Consider the following 8,392-nt stretch of genomic DNA (forward strand, 5'->3'; position numbering starts at 1 on the left):
GAAGCTGTGCTGCAACTGCTGCTCGCCCACCACGGTCAGCGGCTCGTTCCCCACCGCCCGCAGACGCCGGAGCGTGTCCGCGACCGGCGCGTCGTGCTTGTCGTTCGAGATCACCACCACGAAGCAGCGCGGATGGTAGAGCCCCACCACGCAGCGAAAACCGGCCGCGCGGCGTATGCGGGCCGCCATCGTCACCAGGATCTGGTGCTCAAGACCTGGTCCCGCCGATTCCGCCAATTCGTACAGATTGCTCACCAGCAGGCACACCACCGTGCATTCGCCGTCCAGCTGCGCCGTGCGCCAGAACGCGTGTTCGACCTGGGCCAGCAGCGCCGAACCGGTGGGCAGGCCGGTGGCCGGCTCGAGTTCCCGATGCAGGCGCGAGAGGCGCGCGAGCTGCCGGCTGGCCCGGTTGCGCAGCAGCACCAGCACGGTCGAGATGAGAAAAAAGGTCACGGTCACCACGGCCGTGAACAGCCAGGTGCCCAGGCCGAAGCCTGGCACGTCGAGCCCGCGCAGGTAGATGCCGATGACCATGGCGGCCAGGCAACCCACGGCCAGCACCATCCAGCGTGCCAGCTGGTCGCCGCGCCTGGCCGAACGGATCACCGCCACCAGCGCCAGCAGCACCGGCACCATGTTCACGGCAGCCGCAACCAGGAGCAGGGTGTGGAAGTTCTCGGGGGCCACCAGGCCGCCCATCACCGCCAGTGCCAGGGCCGCCACCAGCACCGCAGCGCCGCCCCAGGCCGTGAGCCGGTGCACCTGCGTGTCCTCGCGCGCCCCGCCCAGCCAGTTGCCCAGGTAGTACAGGGCCATGGCGCCCGCCAGTGGCCCCAGGCCGGCCTTGAGCACCATCAGCAGGCGCGCCGGCAGCGTGGGGAACAGCACTTCCGGCAGGCCGGTCATCACCACGCAGCTGGCACCGGTGACCAGCACGAATACCAGGTTGCGCACCGAGGCGAGGTTGCGGTGGCCCGGCACGTCGCCCAGCGCCAGCGCCGCCAGGGTCAGCAGGCCACCGAGCATGGCCGACCAGACGGCAATTTCAGGAGGGGACATGGCGGGATTATGGGTGGTGCCCTGTAGCAGTCCTGTGCATGGGCTCACGCATTTGCCGCCCGGCCGGTCTCGCAGGAGACCTGTCCGGATACCCCTGTCCAGGCCTGGGCTGCCGCCTCGTCGTCAGTGCCGTGAATCGCTCTCAGCTTTCTCCAAGGGCATGCGGCTGCTGTGGCACAACTGGCGTGCCGACAGAGTAGAAAAACCCGCCCGCCACATGGTGCAGGCTGCGCAGTTCATCGGGCGCGCTCTCAAAGTGCCAGCGCCCGTGCGAGAAAACGCGCTCATCGGCCCAGGCACTGACCACCTCGGCCAGGATCAGGTCGTGCGGCCCGGCCACATGTGCGGTGGCGGGCAGCACGCGGCATTCCATCCAAGCGATGGCGCCTTGCACCAGCGGGCAACCGGTTTCCGGCCCAGGCTCGAGAGTGACGCCGCAGCGCTGCAGTTTGTCGGGGTGGTCTTTGCCGCTCTCGCCACCGACCGCGCGGGTCAGGTCGGCCTGGGCGACGCAGGGCACGCAGACGCTGAGCACGCCTGACGCTTCGATGAGTGCGCGGGTGAGGGTGGCTTTGTCGATGACCACTGCCACCTTGGGCGGCGTGAAGTCCAGCGGCATGGCCCAGGCCGCTGCCATGACGTTGATGCGACCTGCGTGCGCGCTCCCCACCAGCACGGTGGGGCCGTGGTTGAGCAGGCGGCTGGCCTTGTCGAGCGGGACGGGTTGCATGGCCATGTCCTCGCTCCTCCCTGAAAGGTGGGTTTACGCCAGTTCGGCGATCAGCTCGATTTCGACGCAGGCCCCCATCGGGATCTGCGCGACGCCGAAAGCGCTGCGGGCGTGGGCGCCGGCTTGTGGGCCGAAGACTTCGCCGAAGAGTTCGCTGGCGCCGTTGGTGACCAGGTGCTGTTCGGTGAAGGTGCCGGTGCTGTTGACCAGGCTCATGACCTTGACGATGCGCTTGACGTCGTCCAGCGTCTGGCCGTTGGCCTTGCAGGCGGCGTCCAGCGTGCCCATGAGGTCGATGGCGATGGCGCGCGCGGCCAGCTTGCCTTCTTCGGTGGCCATGGTCAGGCCCAGTTGGCCGACCCAGGGTTTGCCGTCTTTTTTGGCGATATGGCCGCTAAGGAAAACGAGCTTGCCGGTCTGCACGAAGGGCACGTAGGCGGCGGCGGGCACGGCGACGGGGGGCAGGGCGATGCCCAGTTGGTTCAGCTTGTTGTAGACGCTCATGAGGGGCTCCGGTGAAGGGGTGAAACAGGTGCGGGCCATTCTATCGACGGGGTGTGTGCCGGCCTGCGGCGAGAGGGCCTGCATCAGCGGGATTCATGGCGCTCCAACGGCGCGCCGAACGGGGGCCAGTTCAGGCCTTGGCCGCTTGCAGTTCGGCCAGTTCGCCGGGGGGTGCCACCGTGACGGCCACCGACAGGCGGTGGTTCGCGCCGCCCTGGATGACGCCGCGCATGGGCGAAACGTCGGAGAAGTCGCGCCCGGTGGCCAGCTGCACATAGTCTTCGCCGGGGCTGCCCCAACCGCAGCGGTCGTTGGTGGGGTCGAAGTGGAACCAGGCGCCGTTGGCGCTGTCGGCGTCTGCCTCGGTACCGGCGGGCACGGGGGCATAGACCGACACCCAGGCGTGCGAGGCGTCGGCGCCGATCAGGCGCGGCTTGCCCGGTGGCGGCTGGGTGAGCAGGTAACCGCTCACATAGCGCGCGGGCAGGCCCAGGCTGCGCAGGCAGCCGATCATGATGTGGGCGAAGTCCTGGCAAACGCCCTTGCCCTGCTCCAGCGCCTGCAGCGCCGGGGTGTTGACCTCGGTGCTGGCGCTCTCGTACTTCAGCTCGGTGTGGATGCGCGTCATGAGCGCACGGGCCGCTTCGAGCACCGGCAGGCCGGTGACAAAGGCCGGGCGGGCGAAGGCGGCGAAGGCATCGTCGCGCGGCACATGAGGGGATGCGAAGAGGAATTCGCTCGCCGCGTCGTAGGGCGCGCCCATGCGGTAGCGGTGGTGGTTGCGCACCCGCTCCCAGCTCTGCGCCCGCCAGGCGGGGCTGTCGGGCAGGGGCGCGGGTGGTCGGGTCTCGATCAGGCTGTCGGCTTCGACGCTCAGCGTCTCGTGCGGTGCCTGCAGCGAAAAGAAGGTGCGCTGGTTGCCGAACACGTCGGTGGTCTGGCTGCGCGCCGCCGGCTCGGGCGTGATGCGCAAGGCGTGCGACCGCACGTGCTGGCAGGGCGTGTCCACCGGCGAGAGGTGCACCATGTGCTGCGCCATGTCGACGCTGCCCTGGTAGCGGTAGGTGGTGGTGTGCAGAACCCTGAGGATCACGGATACCCCCCCGCGTCGCCTGCGGCGCCACCCCCCACCGGGGGGCAACACCAGTGGCCCGGCAGAGCCGGTTCCACGGTGTTCCTGGTCTGGGTCCGTTGTGCTCGTGGCATGGCGCGCGCCGGTGGGCTGATCGTCATAGGCTTTGGTTGGCGCGGTCCGCGTGGCTGAAGTGCAGGCGGGTGATCTCTTCGGAGAGCTGTGATGCGGCGGCCTCGCACCCGTCCAGCAGCACCTCCAGATCGCCCCAGTGGCGCTCGCCATCGGTGTGGCGCTGCCAGTTGCTCAGCTCGGCCAGCACCCAGGTGTCGGGGTCGGGCAGGCCCTGGGCCAGCACCGCGTCCTGCACGGTGGCGGCCTGCGCCAGCTTGGCCAGGCGCGAGCGCAGGGTCTGCACCACCCAGGCCAGCGAACGCGGGTTGTCCCGGTCCATCACCAGCAGGTCCACCAGGGCCACCATGTCGCGGCGCTGCTGGTACATGGCGTGGAAGGTGATGGTGCTGTCGAACAGCGCGACCACCGCCTCGAAGCCGATCGGGTCGTGCAGGCAGCCGGTTTCCAGGCTCAGCCGCAGCGCGCGCGACAGCGTGGCGATGCGTTCGATGTGGCGGCCGATGGACAGCAGGCGCCAGCCGCTGTCGCGCACCATGCGGTCGGTCTGCGCGCCGGTGATGGCCGAGAGCAGTTCGCTCGCGCCCTGCAGCGCGGCCAGCGCCTCGGCGGTGCCGTATTCGGCGTCGGCCGCCATGGCGGCACAGTCGCGGGCGAACTCGGCCTCGGCGCGTTCGATCAGGTTCCAGTTCTCGGGCGAGAGGCGTTCGCGCACCTGCGACGCGGCCGACTTGAGCGCGCGCAGGTTGAAGCCGACACTGAAGCTCTGCCCGTACAGCGGCGAGCCCGGCGCGGGCGACAGGCCGGCCATGAGCGACCGGGCGAACACGCGCGAGGCCTGTTCGGCCGCCGGCACGCCGGGCAGCACCAGCGCGTTTTCCTGCGCGGTGGCCGACAGCCAGGCCATCAGCGGTTTGGAGTTGGGTTCTTCGCCGCCCAGGTGGTTGAGCACGATCTGGGCGAGCCGCACCGCGTTTTCGGCGCGTTCGGTGTAGCGGCCGAGCCAGAACAGGTTTTCCGCCGCGCGGCTGGTGACCGGCCGCTTCTGGTGCGCCAGCGCCATGGTGCTGGGCGCGCTCTGCAGCAGGCTGGTGTGGTCCACCGGGCCGTCGGTCAGCACCCAGCAGTCGGCGCTGCTGCCGCCGCGCTGCATGCTGGCCATGAGCTGCCCGCGCGGCGCCAGTCGCACCAGGCCGCCGGGCAGCACGCGCCAGCTCTGCGGGCCGTCGGCCAGCGCGAACACGCGCAGCATGGCCGATCTTGGGACCAGCCGTTCCCCGGTCCAGGTCGGTGTCTGGCCCAGGGGCAGCCAGGTCTGCACCGTGTAGTCGTCGGGGTGGCGCGCCATGCGGCCGGACCATTCGTCCAGTTCGCGGGCGCCCAGGCTCTGGCCCATGGCGGTGTCCAGGCCCGAACGCGGGTAGGTCGGCTTGACCACGCTGCTCTTGAGCAGCGGCAGCACCTCGCGCAGCGCAGCGTCTTCGCCGCACCACCAGGTGGCCAGCGATGGCAGGCTCAGTTCTTCGCCCAGCAGGTGGCGGCTGATGGCGGGCAGGAAGCCCAGCAACGCGCTCGATTCCAGTGGCGCCGAGCCCGGCGCGTTGGCCAGCAGCAGGTTGCCGGCGCGCAGCACCTGCAGCAGGCCGGGCACACCCAGGGTGGAGTCGGCGCGCATCTCCAGCGGGTCCAGCCACTCGTCGTCCAGCCGCTTGATGAGGGCGTGCACCGGCTCCAGCCCGCTGAGGGTTTTGAGGTACAGGCGCTGATCGCGCACCGTCAGGTCGCTGCCTTCGACCAGCGTGAGGCCGAGGTAGCGCGCCAGGTAGGCGTGTTCGAAATAGGTTTCGTTGTAAGGGCCGGGGGTCAGCAGGGCGATGCGCGCGTTGTCGCCTTCGGGTGCCATGGTCTTGATGCCGTCCATCAGCGCGCGGTAGCTGGCCGCCAGGCGCTGCACCTTCAGGCCAGCGAAGGCCTTGGGAAACTGGCGCGCGATGGCGATGCGGTTTTCCAGCAGGTAGCCCAGGCCCGACGGCGCCTGCGTGCGCTGGCCCACCACCCACCAGCGGCCATCGGGGCCGTGCGCCAGGTCAAAGGCCACGATGTGCAGCCAGGTGCCCCCCGCCGGCTGCACGCCCTGCATGGCGCGCAGGTAGCCCGGGTGGCCCTGCACCAGGGCGGCTGGCAGCATGGCCTGGCGCAGCAGGGTTTGCGGGCCGTACAGGTCGCCCATCATGGCGTTGAGCAGGCGCGCGCGCTGCAGCACGCCGGCCTCGATCTGCGCCCAGTCCTCGGGCGGCACGATGGTGGGGAACAGGTCCAGCGCCCAGGGGCGCTGCAGGCCCTTGGCGCTGTCGGCGTAGACGTTGTAGGTGACGCCGTTGTCGCGGATCTGGCGCTGCAGGTTGTCGGCGCGGCGGTTCAGGTCGGCCAGGCCGTCGGTGCCCACGTGGTCGAAGAAGCGCGCCCAGTGCGGCGCCAGCGCGTGCGGGTCGTCGCCGTCGCGCAGCTCGTCACGGTGGCCGGCGTCGGCCGGCATGGAAAGCGACAAAGCCCAGTCACCGGGCGATTCGGGACTGAGCTCGTCGAACAGGGAGTCTCTGGATTCTTCTGGGGTCACGGGGAGCGAGTATGCATGGGCAGGCACTTTGGCTGGTGCCGCAGCCGTCTCGTCCTTGCCCTGACCCGTGGTGTCTTTCACACGTTTGTTTGCTGGAACGGTGTGTCGAGTGCTGTGTCTTCCATCGAGGGCCAGCGCGGAACCGGCTTCGCCGGGCCGCTGCTGGCGCCCCCTGGGGGGTGACGCCGCAGGCGGCGCGGGGGGATCAATGCCTGAGGTCGAGCGTGAACGGGAACTCGCGGCTTGGCGTCGCTGGATTGACGACCATCTTGCCCGGGGTGTGGCCCATCTGGAAGAAGCGCGACAGGCGCCGGCTTTCGGCCTCGTAGGCGTTGATCGGGAAGGTGTCGTAGTTGCGTCCGCCCGGGTGGGCCACGTGGTACTGGCAGCCGCCCATGGACTTGTGCATCCAGGTGTCGACGATGTCGAACGTGAGCGGTGCGTGCGAGGGAATGGACGGGTGCAGCGCCGACGGGGGGCTCCAGGCCTTGTAGCGCACGCCCGAGACGAAGTCGCCCACGGTGCCGGTGGGTTGCAGCGGCACGGCACGGCCGTTGCAGGTGATGACGTAGCGGCAGTCGTTGTAGCCGGAGACGCGGACCTCGATGCGCTCCAGCGACGAGTCGACATAACGCACGGTGCCGCCGGGTGCGCCTTCTTCGCCCATCACGTGCCAGGGCTCCAGCGCGCTGCGCAGCGTCAGTTCGATGCCGCGCGCGGCCACCTGGCCCACCAGCGGGAAGCGGAACTCGAAGTGCGGCTCGAACCAGGCCATGTCCAGCGGGTAGCCGAAGTCGGCCAGGTCGGCCAGCACGTCCTCGAAGTCCATGCGGATGAAGGTTGGCAGCAGGAAACGGTCGTGCAGCTCGGTGCCCCAGCGCGTGAGCTTCTGGTTGAACGGCTGCTGCCAGAAGCGCGAGACCAGCGCGCGCAGCAGCAGCTGCTGGGCGATGCTCATGCGGGCGTGCGGCGGCATTTCAAAAGCACGCAGCTCCAGCAGGCCCAGGCGGCCGGTGGGGCCATCGGGCGAGTACAGCTTGTCGATGCAGAACTCGCTGCGGTGGGTGTTGCCGGTGACGTCGATCAGGATGTTGCGCAGCGTGCGGTCCACCAGCCAGGGCGGCATGTCCTGGCCGTGGGTCTGGCGGTTCTTGCCGATTTCCTGCAGCGCGATTTCCAGTTCGTAGAGCTGGTCGTTGCGCGCCTCGTCCACCCGCGGGGCCTGGCTGGTGGGGCCGATGAACAGGCCCGAGAACAGGTAGGACAGCGAGGGGTGGTTGTGCCAGTAGGCCACCAGACTGCCCAACAGCTCGGGCCGGCGCAGGAAGGGCGAGTCCGACGGCGTGGCGCCGCCGAGCACGAAGTGGTTGCCGCCGCCGGTGCCGGTGTGGCGGCCGTCGGTCATGAATTTCTCGGCGCACAGGCGCGTCTGGTAGGCCGCGTCGTACAGGAACTCGGTGCGCTCGACCAGTTCGTCCCAGCTGCTGCTGGGGTGGATGTTGACCTCGATCACGCCCGGGTCGGGGGTGACCTGCAGTGTCTTCAGGCGCGGGTCGCGTGGTGGCGGGTAGCCTTCGAGCACGACGGTCATGCCCAGCTGGGCGGCCGTGGCCTCGATGGCCGAGATCAGGTCCAGGTAGTCTTCCAGCCGCTGCATGGGCGGCATGAACACGTACAGGTGCTGGCCCTTGCCGCCGCTGGCTTTTTCGGCCTTGGGGCCGTTGGCGCGCTGCGGGTCGCGCGCTTCCACCACCAGGGCGGTGCGGGTCAGCCAGGCGGCCGATTCGCCGCGCTGCGGGAACTGGGCCGACAACAGCGCCTGCGCGCGTGCCGGGCCGGTGCCGGTGCCTGTACCGGGCTGTCCCTCGATGCCGGCATCGCCGGCGCCATAGTCAGCACCCTGCATCGACACCACGCCGCCTTCGGCAAAACCGCCGCCCATGGTGTGCGGCGAGACCTGGTGTTTCAGCGTCGCACCGCGCGGCAGCGGGTCGCGCGGGGTGTGCGGGTCCTGCTCGATGTGGTACGGGTAGTCCCCGGCCGAGACCCAGGGCAGCGAGTCCAGCGGCAGCCGGTAGCCCATCGGCGAGTCGCCCGGGATGAGGTACATGCGCTCGTCGCGGAAGACCCAGGGCCCGGTGGACCACTGGGTGCCGCTGACGCGGTGGTAGGCGCTTTTGCCGTCCTGGGATGCAGGGCCGGCACCATCGGCCTGCAGCGGCAGCAAATAGCCCACGGTGGCGTCCAGCCCCTGCGTGAACACGCGGCTCAGGCT

6 protein-coding genes are annotated in these 8,392 nt (G+C 69.7%); all 6 read right to left on the reverse strand.

Annotated elements, in window-relative coordinates; translation table 11 throughout:
- Window positions 1-1,062: hypothetical protein (locus ACR2JA_RS11535; protein ID WP_434009224.1), on the reverse strand; the 1,062-nt coding region annotated here is incomplete at its 3' end.
- A gap of 142 nt (window positions 1,063-1,204) precedes the next feature.
- The gene (locus ACR2JA_RS11540) at window positions 1,205-1,798 is read right to left on the reverse strand and encodes a flavin reductase family protein (protein WP_434009225.1); all 594 of its coding nucleotides are present in this window, start codon (window positions 1,796-1,798) and stop codon (window positions 1,205-1,207) included.
- A 27-nt stretch (window positions 1,799-1,825) separates the two neighbouring features.
- Window positions 1,826-2,296 carry a RidA family protein gene (locus ACR2JA_RS11545; protein ID WP_434009226.1) on the reverse strand — a complete coding sequence of 157 codons (471 nt, stop codon included), beginning with the start codon at window positions 2,294-2,296 and terminating at the stop codon, window positions 1,826-1,828.
- 130 nt (window positions 2,297-2,426) lie between these two features.
- On the reverse strand, window positions 2,427-3,389 hold the full coding sequence (locus tag ACR2JA_RS11550; RefSeq protein ID WP_434009227.1) for a transglutaminase family protein: 963 nt from the start codon (window positions 3,387-3,389) through the stop codon (window positions 2,427-2,429).
- A 136-nt stretch (window positions 3,390-3,525) separates the two neighbouring features.
- Window positions 3,526-6,117: a circularly permuted type 2 ATP-grasp protein gene (locus tag ACR2JA_RS11555; protein ID WP_434009228.1), complete on the reverse strand. Its 2,592-nt coding sequence runs from the start codon at window positions 6,115-6,117 to the stop codon at window positions 3,526-3,528.
- 205 nt (window positions 6,118-6,322) lie between these two features.
- A partial coding sequence (locus tag ACR2JA_RS11560; protein WP_434009229.1) for a transglutaminase family protein occupies window positions 6,323-8,392 on the reverse strand: 2,070 nt, incomplete at its 5' end.

The sequence above is a fragment of the Hydrogenophaga sp. genome, from assembly GCF_051007235.1.
Lineage (GTDB): Bacteria > Pseudomonadota > Gammaproteobacteria > Burkholderiales > Burkholderiaceae_C > Hydrogenophaga.